The 17953-nt window shown below is 39.2% G+C and carries 11 protein-coding genes; all 11 read left to right on the top strand.

The window, feature by feature from the left end; translation table 11 throughout:
• Nucleotide 1: 1 nt before the first annotated feature.
• On the top strand, nucleotides 2-988 hold the full coding sequence (locus ISU02_RS14790) for an ABC transporter ATP-binding protein (protein ID WP_194702615.1): 987 nt from the start codon (nucleotides 2-4) through the stop codon (nucleotides 986-988).
• Nucleotides 981-1994, top strand: coding sequence for an ABC transporter ATP-binding protein (locus ISU02_RS14785; RefSeq protein WP_207736346.1), 1014 nt, complete (start codon nucleotides 981-983; stop codon nucleotides 1992-1994). Before ISU02_RS14790 ends, ISU02_RS14785 begins: the two co-directional genes overlap by 8 nt.
• Before the next feature lie 67 nt (nucleotides 1995-2061).
• Nucleotides 2062-3084 carry a serine hydrolase domain-containing protein gene (locus tag ISU02_RS14780; RefSeq protein ID WP_194702613.1) on the top strand — a complete coding sequence of 341 codons (1023 nt, stop codon included), beginning with the start codon at nucleotides 2062-2064 and terminating at the stop codon, nucleotides 3082-3084.
• Nucleotides 3085-3172: 88 nt separating this feature from the next.
• A complete protein-coding gene (locus ISU02_RS14775) occupies nucleotides 3173-4741 on the top strand; it encodes an N-acyl-D-amino-acid deacylase family protein (protein ID WP_194702612.1) in 1569 nt (522 codons plus the stop codon).
• Nucleotides 4738-5649, top strand: coding sequence for a PHP domain-containing protein (locus ISU02_RS14770; protein WP_194702611.1), 912 nt, complete (start codon nucleotides 4738-4740; stop codon nucleotides 5647-5649). The genes ISU02_RS14775 and ISU02_RS14770 overlap by 4 nt, the downstream gene beginning before the upstream one ends.
• A 40-nt stretch (nucleotides 5650-5689) precedes the next feature.
• The gene (locus ISU02_RS14765) at nucleotides 5690-6001 is read left to right on the top strand and encodes a PTS sugar transporter subunit IIB (protein WP_228727844.1); all 312 of its coding nucleotides are present in this window, start codon (nucleotides 5690-5692) and stop codon (nucleotides 5999-6001) included.
• Between the two features lie 16 nt (nucleotides 6002-6017).
• Nucleotides 6018-7283 (top strand): PTS sugar transporter subunit IIC, encoded by a 1266-nt coding sequence (locus tag ISU02_RS14760; RefSeq protein WP_207736343.1) that lies wholly within the window; start codon nucleotides 6018-6020, stop codon nucleotides 7281-7283.
• Nucleotides 7284-7619: 336 nt separating this feature from the next.
• The gene (locus tag ISU02_RS14755; protein WP_207736341.1) at nucleotides 7620-7949 is read left to right on the top strand and encodes a PTS lactose/cellobiose transporter subunit IIA; all 330 of its coding nucleotides are present in this window, start codon (nucleotides 7620-7622) and stop codon (nucleotides 7947-7949) included.
• On the top strand, nucleotides 7946-9040 hold the full coding sequence (locus ISU02_RS14750; protein ID WP_194702609.1) for a DUF871 domain-containing protein: 1095 nt from the start codon (nucleotides 7946-7948) through the stop codon (nucleotides 9038-9040). Before ISU02_RS14755 ends, ISU02_RS14750 begins: the two co-directional genes overlap by 4 nt.
• 354 nt (nucleotides 9041-9394) lie before the next feature.
• On the top strand, nucleotides 9395-16027 hold the full coding sequence (locus tag ISU02_RS14745; RefSeq protein ID WP_194702608.1) for an S-layer homology domain-containing protein: 6633 nt from the start codon (nucleotides 9395-9397) through the stop codon (nucleotides 16025-16027).
• A 633-nt stretch (nucleotides 16028-16660) separates the two neighbouring features.
• A complete protein-coding gene (locus tag ISU02_RS14740; protein ID WP_194702607.1) occupies nucleotides 16661-17356 on the top strand; it encodes a DUF3658 domain-containing protein in 696 nt (231 codons plus the stop codon).
• The last annotated feature ends 597 nt before the right edge of the window (nucleotides 17357-17953 follow it).

Below are 17953 nucleotides of genomic sequence, written 5' to 3'. Positions count from 1 at the left end.
TATGAATGAGCCAAATAAAAAAATACTTGAAATCAAAGATTTAAGTATATTCTTTGATATCAGTTTAGGAACCGTAAAAGCGGTTGAAAATGTGTCTTTCGACCTCTATGAGGGTGAATCTTTGGGCCTTGTTGGTGAATCAGGCTGCGGCAAAACGACCACAGCACTGACAACCATGGGGATGCTTCCAGACAACGGCTACATTCATTCGGGTGAAATTCACTATGAGGGCAAAAATTTGGCCCCAAACACGGAAGAGGAGTGGCAATTATACAGATGGAACGATATCGCAATGGTATTTCAAGGTGCAATGAATGCCTTAAATCCAGTTAAAAAAATTAGTTTTCAAATTGCAGAGGCCATTACACTTCACAATCCCAATATCAATCCAAATGATGTCAAGGTAAAGATCAAAGAGCTGTTTAAACTGGTGGGACTAGATACGAGCCGTATAGATAATTACCCGCATGAGTTTTCGGGTGGCATGCGTCAGCGCGTTATGATTGCAATGGCACTTGCCTGCGATCCCAAGGTGCTCATAGCGGATGAACCCACCACTGCACTGGATGTCATGGTTCAAGCTCAAATTATTGATTTGATCAACAGTTTAAGAATAAAACTCAACATGAGTATGATCATCATTACGCATGATTTATCCATTATTTCTGAAACTTGCGATCGAATTGCCGTGATGTACGCGGGGAAAATCGTAGAAATCGGTAGTGTGAGAGATATTATCAAGAACAGTCTGCATCCTTATACCAAGAAGCTGATTGCTGCGTTTCCCAATATTTATGGTGAAAGAAAGATGATCGAATCCATACCGGGAACACCACCGAATTTGCTAGATCCACCAAAAGGCTGTCGATTCCATTTGAGATGTAGTGAAGCCATAGAACTTTGCAAAAGCATTGAACCTAAATTGGTTTCGTTTGGAGATGGACACTTTGCGGCATGTCATTTATTGAGAGGTGATGCAAATGAATAAATATATTGTGGAAGCAAAGGATTTAAAAGTGCACTTTAAAATTCGAGGCAGCTTTATAAGTGGTCTCCTGAATAAAGACGATAAGGTCGTCAAAGCAGTGGATGGTGTGAATTTGGGTATTAAAAAGGGAGAAATTGTTTCCCTTGTTGGTGAATCAGGCTCTGGTAAAACCACTGCTGGTCGTGCAATTCTCAACCTGCAGCAACATGAAGGGGAACTTAAATTCGACAATGAAGTCTATAAGTTCAATGATAAAACTTGGTTGAAAAACTTTAGGAAAAGAGCTCAAATGATTTTTCAAGATCCTTACCAATCGCTTAATCCAAAGTATATGATCATCGACGTGGTATCAGAACCCTTAAGGCTCATAGATAAGCATTTAACACAGTCGGAAATCAAGGATAAGACGATACAAGCCTTAGAATTCGCAGGTTTGAAGCCGGGAGAGGACTATATCTACAGATATCCTCATGAACTCAGCGGTGGACAGAGACAGCGTGTTGCCATTGCTGCCGTCTTTATCGTATCTCCAGAATTTATTGTGGCAGATGAGCCCGTGTCCATGCTAGATGCTTCCATTAGGGCAGATATTGTAAAACTCATGTACGAAATGAAAGAGCAAAAGGGCACTTCATATCTTTTTATCACTCATGATTTATCTTTAGCTTGGCTCATATCCGATCGGATTGCCATTATGTATCTTGGTAAAATCGTGGAAATTGGTCCTGCGGATATCATTTCAGGAGACTGTAAACACCCTTACACGCAAGCGTTGGTAAGTGTTCTTTCCAATGTGGATGTGGACAATAAGCGTGAAAAGATCGTCTTAAAGGGTGAAACACCTTCACCGGTGGATTTGCCAAAGGGGTGTCGTTTTCACCCAAGATGTCCGAATGTCAAGCCGAAATGTACCGAGGAAGAGCCAGAACTTCGTGAACTTGGTAAAGATCAGTTAGTAGCTTGCCATTATCCAGATCGTATTTTGAAATTTGTAGGGGAAAAATAGAGTTCGTGTGAAGCAATAGAACTCACAGTGAAACAATCGAACGCACAGTGAAGAAATAGAGGTCAGTATGAAAAATAGGTCCATTCTTTTAGAAAAAATTGATAAGTGCATTACTAGCGGTGTACAAGAGGGGGTTTTCCCAGGGGCAAATTACTGTTTGGTGATTGATGATGCAGAATATTACGGGAGCTTTGGAAACAAAGCGACCCATCCTGTAATAGAACCCAATAAATTGGATACGGTATACGATATTGCTTCGTTGACAAAAGTCGTTGGAACGACCACTGCTATTTTAAAACTGGTTGAAGAGGGGCAATTGAAATTGGAAGACAAGGTGAGTCAATATCTCCCTTTTATAGATAATGATATTGTGACCATCAGGCATTTGATGACACATAGTTCTGGTTATCCCGCATTGACGCCGGGGACTGAGGAGATGACTTCTGTTGAGCCACTTCTTAACGACCTGAGGGCTTGTACACTAGAATATGAACCGGATTCTAAGGTGGTTTATTCAGATGTGGGATTTATGTATTTAGGTTTTATCATTGAAAAAATCACGGGTTCACTTCCACGTTACCTTAAAGAACATTTTTTTAAACCGTTGAATATGCAAGATACCTGCTTTAATCATAAAGACCTTGTTCGGATAGCTCCTACAGAGATCTTTGGTTTCAGGGGGCTTATTAGGGGAAGTGTACATGATGAAAAAGGCTTTTTACTGGATGGTGTTGCAGGACATGCAGGCATCTACAGTACAGTAAAGGACCTTGGGATATTTGCCAAAATGATTTTAAATCAGGGCGAGTTTAATGGCAGACGTTACTTGTCGGAAGCATCCATTGAGTGCATTCAGAAAAAAATGATTCCAATAGATGGAGACTTTAGAAGCATTGGCTGGATTGTTAGAAATGTATCTGATCATGAAGTCATTTATCATACAGGATACACAGGCACGAGCTTGTTGATTGATTTCGAAAAAAAATTGGCTTTTATACTCTTATCCAATAGAGTTCATCCCACGAGGACAAACATTCAAATCATTGGCTTTAGGAAAAGACTTGAAGCTATTTTATATGAAAATTTGTAGTAAATATTTGTAGACCATTATAACAGGTTATGAACCATTAAAGGGCGTTGTAAGTCATTGTAAATGGCGATTAAGGAGAGCAAAAAAAATGTATGATTTGGTGATCAAAAATGGCAAGATTGTCTCTGGTACTGGAGAAAAAAGTTTTATAGCAGATGTTGCAATAAAGGATAAGAGCATTGTTAAAATTGCGCCTGATTTAGAGGATGGTGTGAAAAATATAGATGCAGGCGGGCTGGTTGTTTCTCCCGGTTTTATTGATATGCACACACATTCGGACATTGCGTTTATTCAAGATGAAACCTGTGGCAGCAAACTGTTTCAAGGCGTTACGACGGAACTTGCCGGTTGCTGTGGTTTTTCTTACTACCCAAGCGACGATGCGGGTTTTGAAAGATTAAAGAGTTATACTGAAGAAAAAGAGTATATCCGCTATGTGTCTAAATCTCTGGGCGAGTTTGTTCAGAAGACTGAGGCTATGAATAAGAGCATCAACTGGGGCACATATGTTGGACATGGTGCTTTAAGAGCGTCCATTGTGGGTTTTGGTGATGTCAAGGCAACGCCTGAGCAAATCGAAGCCATGAAGGCGCTGCTGGATGTGGCACTCAGTGAAGGCGCATTTGGCTTGTCACTTGGTATCGCTTACGCGCCAGGGATGTTTTGTGACACCGATGAGTTGGTAGAACTCAGCAAAGTCGTTGCGAAACATGGAAAAATCGTGACGTCGCATATCCGAAATGAAAATGTAGCTGTGTTTGAAGCGATAGAGGAAATGATTGAAATTGGAAGAGCTTCAAAAGCACATGTACATATTTCTCATTTAAAATTGGGCTATGGGAGCTGGCATAAAACAGAAGAACTTTTTGATATTATTGAGTCTTCAAGAGCAGAGGGCGTCAATCTGACGATAGAACAGTATCCATATAACGCTTCATCCACAGGCCTTACGGCTGTGTTGCCCAATTGGGTGCACGAAGGTGGCATAGATAAAATCCTAGAGAGATTTAGAGATCAGCGTGATGAGGTCATCAAAGGCATTGAAGGCAGCAATAGTTTCGAAATGGGTCTAGATAGAGTTATGGTGGTTTCCACTGGTGGCTTTATGCCAGAGGCTGATGGTAAAAATATCAGAGAAATTAGTCAGATGCTCGGAAAATCTGAGGCAGAGACGGTGATTTACCTATTGGAAAACACGGCCTGTACGGTACCGACGATTAGATTTACCATGGATGATGAAGATGTTCTCAAAATTATGAGCCGAAAAGATTGCGCTGTAATCAGCGACGGAAGCGCTTATAATATCGATCCTGAGAAGATGTCTTTTAAACCGCATCCTAGGAATTACGGCACTTTCCCAAGATTTTTAAAACTCAACAGGCAACATCAATTGATGTCACTTGAGGACGCTGTTTATAAGATGACGGGATTGCCTGCTCAAAACGTTCACCTGGAAAATCGGGGCATTCTCAAAGAGGGCAATTATGCCGATATTACGATTTTTGATTATGATAAAATCGAAGACACTGCCGTGTTTAATCATTCCATTTCAAAACCCATTGGTGTTGAGTATGTGATTGTAAACGGTAAAATCGCCATTGATCAAGGTAAACTTACATCAGAGAGATCGGGGGAGATGTTATTACAAAAGTCATGACTTTTAACGCACAAATTAAAGGCAATATCCACTGTCATACCACGCGGACAGATGGCGAATGCTCTGTTGAGGCGATTCAAAAGCTTTATAAGGCAAAGACATATGCCTTTTTAGCCATAACGGATCATCGCATTTACTTTGATGAGGAAGGTGTTTCTAGAGATCTAATCTTACTCAATGGTTGTGAATACAATTGTTATTTGGACCACGAGGCCTATGATGAGCGCATACACTTTCACTTGTTGACCCTTAAGGACCCAGAACAGGATGTATCAAACCGTATTGAACATGATGACAATTCGTATAAGAGTTTATTTTATACCAAATTAGATGAAGTTCAAGATCTCATAGATGAGCTCAGAAGTCGTGGTAATTTGGTGATTATTGCGCACCCTAAAAACCCTTTTATTCCAATTGAATTACTGAAGGCACTTCGAAATTACGATGGTATAGAAGTCTATAATGCCAAATCGGGACAGGATGCTTCAGACTACTTGTTTGAATTATATCAGATGAGAAAGACGTTGTTATTTACTTCAGTGGATGATTCACATGCTCTCTTAGATGATCAGGGTGCATGTGAATACTTTAAAGGCTACATCGTCGTTGAGGACAGTGCAACAGATAAAAATAAAATTGTAAAGGCCATTAAAAGCAAAAGATTTTATGCTTCAAATGGACCTGAAATTTACAGTTTGGCAGTTGATGAAAACCAGTTAACACTACAGTGTTCAGCAGTTTCAAAGATTGAACTGACTGTATTCTCAGAGGAACAGTTTGAAACCATATGTTTTGAAGAAAAAGATACACTCATAACAGCGTTACAGTATCAGTTTTCCAAAGCAATGACGCATTACTCAATGATTTGCATAGATGATCATGGGAAGAAGGCATGGATTTCCAACTGAGTTTATATAAATCAACAGGAGGCAATTTTTCGTGAAAATTATGTTCGTATGTGCAGGTGGAATGTCCACCACAATAACCGCAAAAAAACTAGAGGAGATTTCTAAAGAAAACGGTGTGGCAATGACCGTAAACGCTTTTGGTGCCTCAGGGTACTTAAGACAGCTTGAAACAGAACAGTATGACGTGCTATTGGTGGCGCCGCAGATTAGACACCGATTTGACGCCATCAAGGAAGAGTGCGCTAAATTTGAAGATTTAATCGTGGATAAAATTCCACCCAATATGTATGCCCCCATGGACCCAATTGTGAAAAAACTCTTTGATTATATCATGGCAAAAATAAATGCATAAGGGGAGGTAACACTCAATGATGGAAAGGCTCATGCTCTGGTTAGACGAAAAGTTTTCCACACCAATGGCCAAACTCTCTGAACAGAGACATTTACGCGCAGTGAGAGATGGCATAGTGGGGACGCTGCCGATTATCACTGTGGGTTCTTTTTTTCTAATAATTGCATTCCCACCTGTGCCAGCAGACACAGCACTTGCACTTTGGGCTAAGGCACATGGCGCTACGATTCTGTTACCCTATCGGTTGACAATGTATATGATGTCCTTATATGCAGCGTGGGGTATCGGTCACAGTTTGGCTAAATCCTATGATCTGGATGGTGTATCTGGAGCCCAATTAGCAGTGGTGGCTTTTCTAATGACAATGGTTCCACGAGCCGTCGATGGGCTGGGCTGGGCACTTCCTATGGCCAATTTAGGGGGTTCAGGTATGTTTGTCGCAATTATGACGTCTATATTGGCAGTTGAAATCATGAGATTTGTTTACAAATCCAACTTTAAGATCTCCATGCCAGAGCAAGTGCCTCCATCTGTTGCAAGGTCTTTTAAAGCTTTGACACCAACGGCAATTGTGGTTGTGTTAATGACTTTTATCACCTTCGTATTTGGTTTCGATTGGCATGGCGTTGTCACCAAAATCATGGCACCGCTTGTGACCACATCGGATACGCTTTTTGGCGTGTTGGTTCCAGTCGGTTTAATCACTGTATTTTGGTCTGCCGGCATTCACGGGGCTTCAGTGGTGGGGTCTTTGGCTAGGCCGATTTGGACTGTATTGCTCGATGCCAATGCCAAAGCGGTAGCAGATGGGTTGCCTTTACCTCATATTGCGCCAGAACCTTTTTATCAATGGTTCATATGGATTGGTGGTGCAGGTTCCACTATTGGACTGGTTTTATTGATGGCATTTGCCTCTAAATCGGTCTATAGTAGATCATTGGGGAGAATGGCACTTGCGCCAGGACTTTTCAACATCAATGAACCCTTAATTTTTGGTGCCCCCATCGTATTAAATCCTATTTTGATTATACCGTTTATTCTAACGCCAATAGTACTTGCCATCATAAGCTATATTGCAATGGCATTTCATCTGGTTGCAAGGCCTTTTATCATGGCGCCGTGGACACTTCCGGGGCCAATTGGCGCATTCGTAGCAACAGGTGGGGATTGGCGTGCCATTGTCCTAAGTGTCGTTTGCATTTTAATTGCAATGATCATTTACTATCCCTTCTTTAAAATTTATGACAACAAGCAATTGGCACTTGAAAAAGAAGACCATTAACGCGCTTACAATTCATTATACACCCCCAAAAAAAGTATAATGGAGCTTAATATTGTCTGGCAAAACTGAGTTTTGTCAGACTCATTTTGTTTAATGCGTTTAAAAAATTGAAGTGATCTGCAAGAGGTTAGGCAACTATTTTTAGATGATTATCCATGTGGGATAATAAATCTATAAAAAAATAGATGGATTGTGTAAAATAGACTTTGTATACTTTAAATATAGGTGAGCGATTAAAAAGATATTCAATTCAAAAGATATTCAATTCAAAAAAGGAGAAGAAGATTGGATCTAGTCTATAACGGGTTGGAACTATAGAATCTTCATGATAAAAAAATGAAAATGGATGAAATGATGATTTTCGGAATCGTATCAAATGCAGGAAACGCGAAAGGCTTTGCTTATGAAGCCATTGAAGCAGCTGAAAATAATGAATTTGAAAAAGCAGAGGCACTTCTAAAAGAAGGTCATAAAGCCCTTGGTGAAGCACACAAAGCTCAAACCGACATGATTTATGCCGAAGCACAGGGGGATCATGTTGAGTTTAACATCATCTTAGTACATGCTCAGGATCATCTTATGACGGCCATGACAGAACTCAACATGGCAGAAAAGTTTATTAAGCTCTACAGAAGAATGGAAGAGCAATGTGGAGGCTCAAAATGAGAAAATTAGGGATATCCATATACCCTGAAAAAAGCAGTTTGGATGAAATGAAAGCTTATATTGATCTGGCGTCTGAAAATGGGTTTGATCGCATTTTCACCTGCTTGTTGAGTGTGGATAGAACACAAATAGATAAGATTGTGAGCGCATTTAAAACCGTTAATGATTATGCTGCCCAAAAGGGCATGTGCGTCATTGCAGATGTCAGCCCAAGTGTCTTTAAAGACCTGAATATCAGCTATAAAGACCTCTCTTTTTTCAAAGAGATTGGCGCACATGGCATCAGACTAGACATGGGATTTTCAGGTAGTGAAGAGGCTTTGATGACTTTTAATGAACAGGGACTTCTCATTGAAATCAACATGAGTAACGATACACATTATATAGATACGATTATGAACTACATGCCCAATAAAGACAAATTGATTGGATGCCATAACTTTTATCCCCATCGATTCAGTGGGTTAAAGATGTCACATTTTGTGGCCTGTACAGAACACTTTAAAAAATACGGTCTCATAACGGCTGCTTTTGTGACTTCACAAGTAAAGGACAGCTTTGGACCTTGGCCTGTAACGGATGGACTGCCTACGCTGGATTGTCATCGAGAATTGCCTATAGATATCCAAGTCAAGCATTATATCAGCATGAATGGCCTCATAGATGATGTGATCATTTCGAATTGCTATGCGTCAGAAGCAGAACTTAAAGCCATCGGAAAACTCAGACGAGATTTGGTTTCCTTTGAAGTGGAGCTCGTCGATGGCCTGCCGGAAATTGAACGCAGAATCGTACTTGAAACTCTACATTTCAATAGGGGTGATGTATCGGATCATTTGATTCGTTCCACGCAATCCAGAGTAAAATACAGAGGGTACCCATTTGAGCTTATAAATCCTGTGGCGATAAAGCGTGGCGATGTGATTATTGAATCCAGTGCATATGGTCATTATGCTGGTGAGTTGCAAATCGCTTTAACGGATATGCCAAATTCGGGTAAAACCAGTGTAGTAGGTCATATTAGGGATGAAGAACATTTTTTATTAGATCTCGTTAAACCTTGGCAAAAGTTTGTGTTTACGAACAGGTGAAGCAGGCTCTAATGATTTAAGACAAAAGAACAATCTCATTTTGAGGTTGTTTTTTTATGTGATCCTATAAGAACACAGTCCTAAAGTACAATCGCAAGGATCATTGTAAACCTGAAACAGTCCTATACACGTAGTGACACCTAGCTATGCCAAAGTGACCAGTGGTGTATTGTAAAAAACCTTCAAATAAGATAATTAATAATAGTAGAGAGGATTAGAGTGCCAACCTTCAAAAGTTGAACAATCCGCTATCACATGATTTTGTTTACGGAAAATACGTGAAACAACATTTTGCGTAAAATAGACTTTTGACACTCTACTAAAGATTAAAAGATAAAAGAGGGGGATTTTATAATGAGGCAATTACGAAGAGTCACTGCGACCATTTTGATAGTGGCAATTATGATGGTTTCCATACCAGTGGCAGCTTTTGCAGATAGTGAAGTACAGACGATTCATTGGGCAGAAGAAATGATTCAAAGTTTTAGTGATGCAGGCTATATTGATGCACCCGTTGGTTCGTCTTTTGATGAGGAAATTACTCGGGGCGAATTTGTAAGGTTAATATTTAAGGTTTCCGGTGTTGAATTGGAAGAATATGAAAGTGTTTTTTCTGATATCGGAAGGGAAGATGCATATGCAAAGGAAATAGTAACGCTCTATAACTTAGGCTGGATTCAGGGGTATCCAGATAAAACCTTTAAGGCCAATGATATCATCAGTCGCTATGAAGCGGTAGCGATTATCTTCAATCTGTTAGAACTTGAAGAAAAAGCAGGTAATCACTTTAAAGATTCTGAGGATATGCCAGATTGGGCAAGAAGTAAGGTAGAGACGCTCTACGCAATGGGTTATTTTAAAGGTTATCCAGATGGCGAATTTAAAGGTAACAGGGTAATGCGCTATTCTGAGGCCGTTTCTTTTTTATATGAAGTGGATCAGGATTTAAAAGCCTATGCTGGAGAAAAGGCCAATAATTCTGTAGAAGGTTTAATCGATGAGCAAAGTCATGTGGATAATGATGAAGATGATAACGATAATGGCGGCGGTAGTAACGGTGGATCATCTCTACCACCAACGCCACCAACACCTCCAACGCCTCCAACGCCTCCACCAACACCTGTTGATACGATAGCACCTGTTATAGCATCTGTAGCAGATGGCGAAATTGCATCAAATGAGGTAGCGAGTTGGGTAGCGCCCTCAACAACAGCATCGGACAATGTGGATGGTTTGGTAGGTGTAACGATGGCTTACACGAGTGATGATGTAGGTCATCATGTTGCGGATCTTGCCAGTGCAAGAAACCATTTGAGTATTGCAGGGCATACCGTTAAAGTGGTTTATACCGCATACGATCATGCGGGTAACAGTGCCAGTGAGACGGCTGTTTTTACAGCTAAAAGCGGTGAAAAAGGCTATAGTGGTAGAACTTATAGTGGGGATGAAATAACCCAAAAAGAGGGCCCTATTGAGCCATCTGATACTTTTGATGTGACAAGAATGATGCCAAATCATGGAACTCTTGGCACTTATGTGACCCTAGAAGGACAGAGTTTCACAGCGGATTTTGAAGACTTTAAAGTTTACTTTGAGGGTGCTCTTCAAGGAAAAGTTGAAGCTCAAATCGTAGATTATAAAGTGGGTGAAGTGGTTGTCATTGCGCCGATTATGGAGATTGAATCCTATAAAGTCTATGTTGAAACAGCCAACATGACTTCTTATAAGTTTGATTTTCATGGTGAAGCATTGGCGGTTCAAGCTGATCATGACAGTGCAAAAGTGCTTGTAGAGGATACCAGAGCCTTAATTGACAGTACGATTCATGAAATTCAAATTGCCTATACGCCAGAATTAAATGCGGCGCTTTCAAGCAATTTAATTGACGAATTATCGGATCTTAAAACAGAACTAGACGGCTTGATGGTAGAACTCAATCAAGCAGATCCAGAAGTGCTTGAGATTTTTAATCAATTGATGGCAACAGAAGCGCTCGTAAAACAAAAATCGGATATGGCCATGGCAACAGAACTCTTGAGCCATTCTACAGCCTCGGCATCATTAGATAACATCAATACGGCGATAAAGACCCTCAAAGAGGTGCATTCGACACTAAAAACAGCGAGAACTTGGATGCGCAATATTGGTATTGCCATGATTGCAACAGGTGTTATCGGCAGTATATTCAGCTTTGGTGGGACAACGAGCTTAGTTGCCCTTGGAAAGTCAGTTCTAAGCTTCTGTGAAACGGTGCTAACGCCAATTATTTCAACGCTTACAGGTATTATATTTGTATTGGATTGTGCGCCTTCATATGCGGTTGGCGATTCTTTTGCCACACAGGTTGTATCTGACAATTATGGCCTGAATGAAGGTTTTCTATCTCTGAGAGAAATTTTGGGAGAACGTTCCAGTACCAATGATTTGTATGAAACCGCTTTAAAACTCAGAAACTCGACAATTCAGTTGAAATCCAGTGTAGAAGGCCTTTATAATCCAGCAGATGCATTTGGCGTGGATGAATCTTTGCTAACCGCAATTAAGGACGATGCGGTGCTAGAGACTATGTATGAAGATATGAGAAAGTCTAAATCAGATATCGATCCGCTCTTAAATTGTATGAGCAAGTATACTTTAGAGGCGGATATTAATGTCTATCTTTCAGAGCTGAATCTTTACATTGAGCTCATTGAAAATGATCCAGTGACGGTGTATATCAATAGGAATAGCTATAGACATATATTTGCGGGTTCTGATGGTATCATTCAGGACTTAGAAGAGATTGTGAATAAAATTCGAACAGATGGCACGATTCAAATCATAAATGTGGGTACTGCTTCTCGTTTTGAATACACTTTCAGTCAGAACTTTAGACAGTGGGCAGATACAATTTTAGAAGATCAAATTAAGGATTATGATGCGAGAAATCAGCTGGTTGAAAACTTGTACAACGCAAATAAAGATGCTACTCTCTTTGAAAAGATAGAAGTTTTGCCAGCGGAGATTATGGATACAAATGCTGGGGTGCTTTATGTTGGCAGAGCATTGCATATCAAAGGGACTATGGATTTTGAAGGTAATACGGATACGGGTCTTATTGTGGATGAAGCAACAGGAGCAATCACATCCAATTTTAATAATCCAGTGGCAGGTGCTGTTGAGTTCATGATCGGTGGTTTTGTTTCTGATTTTGTGGAGAACATTATTGGTGATATCTTTGACTTTGATGTCAATTTAAGTGATGTAGAAGTTAAGCTTAAGTTGGAATCTGAAGATGAATCGGTAGTCAGTGGTCACTGGGATGGTGATAAGCTGGTTATTAAAGGTCATAAACCTGGCATCGTGAAGGTTAAAGTGATTGCAGATATCGAACAGGTAACGGGGCCGAATGCAAAAATTCCAGTAGAATCTGCATCCATTACGAGAACGTATGTAGTTCTGTCAGGAACGCAAACAGAGCCGCCCTTTACGGCTGGACCTAGAATTGATAAAATCATCAATTTAGAAACGATGACAGAGTCACCATTGACGATAGAGGCTTATTTAGGAGACCGTTTAAAAGTGGAAGGGTTTGGTTTCAGTAAAGAGAAAGAGACGCACCAAAATATATTTGTACCAACGATAGAGGGCTATAATCCGTTGGGGATTGTTGAAAAAAGATTTATTTCAGCGGCGGATTATAATGCTTTTGAATTTGAGTTACCAGACACAGTAGAAGGCGATTTTCAAGTGGTTGTTGGGAAAGACCAAGATATGACACCGACGAATTTGCCAGGTGAAACTTATGCTTCTAACCTTGTGACAGTAAAGGTTAAGAACAACGAATTGCATAAAGCGCCACCATCTGCAATTGTGGGTGAAATTTTATCAGTAAGTGGTAAGGGCTTTTCTCATTATGGCAAAAATAATAAAATAGAATTTTTGGATCCACAGAATAATGATGTGCGATTGGGTATTGCCAGTCCAGTCATTCAATCTGGGAGTATAGCAGGTGTTTTGACAGAGACTTCCAGTTCGATTGCAGATTTTGGTGGTAACATAGACTGCAACTTCCACGAAGAACTCTCGTTTAAAGTACCCGATATGCCAAAAGATACACGTTATGATTTAGGCGTGAATACACTTAATAATCGCTTTTTATCCAATGTGAAATCCGTAATGGTGAGAAAGTTTTCCGATCCAATCAGCTTGGATAAAGGCACTATGCGCGGAGATATTGCAATTAATGAAACCACAGAAGACATGCTTTCCGTTTATATGGATTTATCTGACGAGGGCGGCTTTATGCTCATGGGCGCATATGCGGATGGCTTAACAGGTACGGTAAAGTCAATCTGTGAAATCAGTCGAAATATCGGCGGTATTGAAAGTGCTCCTGATGAACCTTCTGCGGATTATCACTTGGGTGCCTATGGGACGACTTGGATCGGAAAAGATAACAACCAATTTGACGACGTATTTGTAGCTTTTAGTGATGACGGCGTAACATGGCATGACGCCATCAATATTTCGAGCAGTAATAAAGTCTCGTGCCACCCTAAGATTAAACTCACGGATATTGATGGAGATGGGGATGCCGATGCGCTACTGACCTATGAAGAAAATGGTGCTGACGAAAGTGAAGACACAAATATCAAGCTTGCCGTCATTGAAAATCATGGAGGCAGCTATGCATTAAGAACGCTTAAAAGCATTTCCACAGAGGATGGATGTGCACCCGCTATTGATGCTGTGGGCAATCATGTGGTCGTCACTTATAGTGAAGCGCCATCTATGGGAAGTGGCGATGATTACGAGCGTCAAATAAAGGCATATGAATCAGATATCGAGGCCTTTGATTTTGTAAAAGTGAAACGCTATCAAGTCTCTTCTTTGACAGGTAAAATAGACTATTATGATTACGGCATTAACAATGGGAAAGATATGCTTTTATATGCAACTGCCAACAATCCAGATGTTGCGATTTATAAAGAGGGCAATACCTATAAGACCTATTATGTTTGGGAACAGACGAGAAAAAAACATGACAGTATGCGAGGTATAGATGATTTTGAACCAGAAGAGATATACTATGCCCAGTATACAGAGGGTGTAAAGGTGGTTGAGTCCAAAAATATCGCTGAGATTTCAAGACAGTGTCAAGATCCTAAAGTTGCTGTGGATGCAGATGGCGTGGTATCCGTTGCCTTTATCAATATAGGCGTTGAAGCACAAACGTATGATGCTCAAGAGATTAGAGCCTCTCTCTACTTTATGCGCAGCATGGATGATGGCGTAACGTTTGCAAGACCTTATATGCAATTGGAGAATCATGGGCAGAGAATAGGTCACTTGAATTTGGAGGCTTATGATAGTGGCAAAAACACTTTGATTTATCAGAAATATGATGCTCAAAAGGATTCAACGATTACGATTACTTCTACGAAGGCTTATCGTTATGATAGTGCCACATTAGAACATAAGGATACAAATGCGCAAACTAAAAAAACAAATGAATATGTGGTACGCACGTATACGAATAAAAAACTGTCTACAGTGCCTTTGGCACCTTATGAAATGCCAACAGGAGATATCATCATTTCTGAGCTTAATGGTAAAAACATGCGTAAAATCGTACGCAATAATTCTACTATTGGACGCATTTCATCGACGCATGATGGCCAATATATATACTATACACAACAGTGGCTATACCAAGCAGAAGCCGATGGTTCGCATCCGATAAGGGTCAACCTTGGACCGTGGGAACAATTTTATGTTGGCGCAACGGTTTCTCCGACTGATTTATATGTTCAAACAGTTGGTTATGGCGAAATGATTGGTACGGGTGGTGTACTCGTAATGGATCTCAAGAATGGCCATGCCTTTAAGACAACTGAACCTTATGGCGTTGCCAGTGAAAGTATGTGGGCGACTGATGGTGCGAATGATTACGATATTGCGGCTTCGCCTATGAGATGGTGGCATTCGTATGAAGACAATAATTTCACACTTTCAATGTATTCTGCCACAGCAAGCGAAATGGACACGTGGCCAGCAATCACTCAAGATGCTTCAGTTATCTCATATTTGAGAATTGACAATGCGCACTTAGGAGATTGGGATTATATCGATGGTGGCAAATTTTCAGATTTTGGTACGGTGTACTTGCGATTTAAAGAAGACTATGAGAAACGAGTAGAAGTAGATACAGAGGGCACCATGCTTTCTTTCGCACCTAATAATAAAGTGATGGCATATGTTAAGAAGGCAAACGGCAAACGAAAATTGAGACTTATTCATGTGGAGACACCTGATGTGAAAGCTGAAATTGACTTCGGAAATGAGATTTTTAACCCTATGTTTGTAGGAGACAGTAAAAATATTGTGTTTAACCAATATAGTGACGGCAATGTATGTCTTTCTGGGGTACCTATTACAACGATAGCTAAAACAACCTCTTCTGCAGGTATTGTTGTGACCACCACTTCAGCCGCTTCTATCGAGGTTGGCATTGGGGGCAATATCAGTTCAACAACAGGTGTAAGCGGTGTTCCAGGGCGCTTAGTCATTGATGATGGCAGTCAGAATTCAACAGATCCAGGGACAAAAGACCACACTATGGTTATTGAGTCAAAAATGATTTCTAAAACAATCTATCAGACATACAATGAAGGGGAGAGTGGCTATGTGGAGATTTCACTTTCACAGATACCAGATGATACAGTTTATGTCGCCATCCGCGAAAATAGAAATGATCAGTTCATTATAGAGGGGAGCTATTGGGATACGAGTGGTGGCTATCCAGTGTTTAAATATCCGACATTGACATTTGACCCAAGTAATTTTGATACCCCTCAGCGTATTAACTATACTTGCTACGAGGATTCAAAGATTCGAGGCACTGTAGTGGGGGACTTAATTTTTTCAATTACTTCTAGAGGAAGTGTCTACAGTAGTTTAACAGAAGATCAACACGTGAATTTAACGGCGATAGACAATGATTAATTTAGAAGATTCTAGGCAATAACGACAAAGGTGCGTTTTCAAAATAACCCTTACTAAAAATGACTATATCCATCCGATTCAGGGATGATATGGTCATTTTTGATTTTAAAAAAATAGAATGGGTTTAAAGAACCAGTTCTAATGCATTAAGATATACTTCACAGGTATGCTTGGAAGAACTGAACCATGCTATAAAAGAGGTATTAATAAAAAAAGTATGATATCTTATTATGATTTGTGGATTAGTGCTAGGTGATAGGTGAAGTTTAGCCGAGGTATTATAGTCAAATTTTGAAGAAAACTTAATTTAATTTTTCATAGTTATATTCTAATAGCACCCAGTTTATTTTTGACAAGATATATTATAATAGGGCACAAATATTATTTTTGGTCCAATTTGGATGTATTTTGTTTCAAATAGGCCAAAATGTAGATAAATATTTAGAAATAGTGGATAATGGAATGGATGAAACCTTAAACGAAAAATGTCAGTATTGCGATTTGAGAAATTTTATTATAATGAAATATTAATGGATTGTAATTGCTATAAATTGAAATTGTCTCGGCGTTAAGATTTCATATAAAACCGATTTTGAAAAAACTGAGTATATAAAACGATGAAAAGGAGCGTATATGAAAATAGCTAACTCTATTAACTTATGTTCAAGTATAAGCGTATTAGAAGCACTTAAGAAAATTTATAGATTTGGGATTAGTACAAATCTTAATCTTAATTTATCATTAGGAAATATTATAGATCCATTTGATGTTGAAACACGAAAAAGTTTATATGATCATTCTGTTGATCCTGATTTATTAAAAAAAGTGGACTTTTTCTTAAGGTCTGTTACAAAAGTTAAACATATACGTTTGTGGATCAATACTAATGATCCCGATGATGCTTGTCTTAAAGCGTTCATTGCGGCTAAATATGATAACCACAAAATAAGCATTTGTGATATAAATGCGAGCATCGATAAATACAAGAGAAATGCAGTGCGGAATATCAATAATCTCAATATAAGGCAATTAAAAGCATTGACAAAATATGAATATATTTTGTCCTTTAATGAACGTCAAGAATGTCAAAATAATTGGAATAAACTTATTTTAGAGAATGCTGAGTTGCGTACGATTGTTGATGGTGTTCTTGCTTCTGTTTGTATCGATTTTTATGATAAAGCAATAATGAATGAATTGCACCGTATTAATTTACCTTTTATGCAATCGTTAGCATATCTGCTTACATGTTTTCCATCGCTTTCAGAAACTTTCTTACGAAATCGTCTAGAATATCTAATTGATACATTGGGTTTGGATATAAAATAATTTATAGTTTATATCAATTAATATAAATACACAAAATAGACATTTACAAGTATCTATGTCCGTCTATGAACAAAATGAGAGCGATTTTCTTCATTTAGTTACTGAGCAACAAGATGAACGGAAGGTATTAATGAAGGTGACTTTGGAGCTGTCTCTAGATGTACTGTTCAGGATGACAACCAAATTACTATTTGAGATATAACTGATTTTACAGGAAACCCTTTTTAAATTTTCGTACATATGAATATAAATAGGCTAGTAAACATATATTAATTAGTATCCCACTTTATGTAACAAAATTTTAAGGAATTGACCGCAGATCGATAGAATTTTGGTGGTGTCAATGTTCGAATAGTGTAATAAGCTCTATCTTTTCGATTAAATAGAAAAAAGATTGCATATGATTTAAAATTCCTATAGCATGGTGATAACAGTACATACTATAAGATGAAATGCGTGGATTAATGTCAGGTGGGAGTTAGCGTGAAAAATAAAGTAGCTCAAAGTAAAAAAGGGCATACTTAATAAAGGTCTTTTAGGCCCTACAAAAATGAAGCTTTAGTCTAAGCCACGGAAATATCAGTTTCTTTTATTAGA

It is taken from the genome of Fusibacter ferrireducens, assembly GCF_015352425.1.
Classification (GTDB): domain Bacteria; phylum Bacillota; class Clostridia; order Peptostreptococcales; family Acidaminobacteraceae; genus Fusibacter_A; species Fusibacter_A ferrireducens.
This window is presented reverse-complemented; position numbering and strand designations above follow the sequence as displayed.

Coding starts and splice junctions, on each gene's coding strand:
- ISU02_RS14790 (WP_194702615.1), top strand. CDS start 2: ATGAATGAGCCAAATAAAAAAATACTTGAAATCAAAGATTTAAGTATA.
- ISU02_RS14785 (WP_207736346.1), top strand. CDS start 981: ATGAATAAATATATTGTGGAAGCAAAGGATTTAAAAGTGCACTTTAAA.
- ISU02_RS14780 (WP_194702613.1), top strand. CDS start 2,062: ATGAAAAATAGGTCCATTCTTTTAGAAAAAATTGATAAGTGCATTACT.
- ISU02_RS14775 (WP_194702612.1), top strand. CDS start 3,173: ATGTATGATTTGGTGATCAAAAATGGCAAGATTGTCTCTGGTACTGGA.
- ISU02_RS14770 (WP_194702611.1), top strand. CDS start 4,738: ATGACTTTTAACGCACAAATTAAAGGCAATATCCACTGTCATACCACG.
- ISU02_RS14765 (WP_228727844.1), top strand. CDS start 5,690: ATGTTCGTATGTGCAGGTGGAATGTCCACCACAATAACCGCAAAAAAA.
- ISU02_RS14760 (WP_207736343.1), top strand. CDS start 6,018: ATGATGGAAAGGCTCATGCTCTGGTTAGACGAAAAGTTTTCCACACCA.
- ISU02_RS14755 (WP_207736341.1), top strand. CDS start 7,620: ATGAAAATGGATGAAATGATGATTTTCGGAATCGTATCAAATGCAGGA.
- ISU02_RS14750 (WP_194702609.1), top strand. CDS start 7,946: ATGAGAAAATTAGGGATATCCATATACCCTGAAAAAAGCAGTTTGGAT.
- ISU02_RS14745 (WP_194702608.1), top strand. CDS start 9,395: ATGAGGCAATTACGAAGAGTCACTGCGACCATTTTGATAGTGGCAATT.
- ISU02_RS14740 (WP_194702607.1), top strand. CDS start 16,661: ATGAAAATAGCTAACTCTATTAACTTATGTTCAAGTATAAGCGTATTA.